The sequence below is a fragment of the Pseudomonas sp. AC463 genome (assembly GCF_979253585.1).
This window is the reverse complement of record NZ_CEEDDZ010001240.1, coordinates 1-231: the sequence shown is the minus strand read 5'-3', so window position 1 is coordinate 231 and position 231 is coordinate 1. Positions and strand designations below refer to the sequence as shown.

The following is a 231-nucleotide window of genomic DNA, read 5'->3' as shown; positions in this document are numbered from 1 at the left end:
CCTTCGGATCCGCCTTCAGCACCGCCAGCCGCGCCGGCAGGGCCGTGTCGCTCGTCGCCACGCCGTCCAGCACCGCGACGCCGCTGCGGCTCAGGTCCAGCCGATGCTCGATGCGCGGCTCGGTCGTGCCGCCGGGCGCAGGCAGGTCGATCGTCACCTTATGCAGCGTCGTCGGCAGGATCATGATCATCATCACCAGCAACACCAGCATCACGTCGATCAGCGGCGTGA

The 231-nt window shown here is 68.8% G+C and carries 1 protein-coding gene; it reads right to left on the bottom strand.

Annotated elements, in window-relative coordinates:
- The coding region (locus AC0IYH_RS34265) for an ExbD/TolR family protein (protein ID WP_471838959.1) at positions 1-231 on the bottom strand (231 nt) is incomplete at both ends.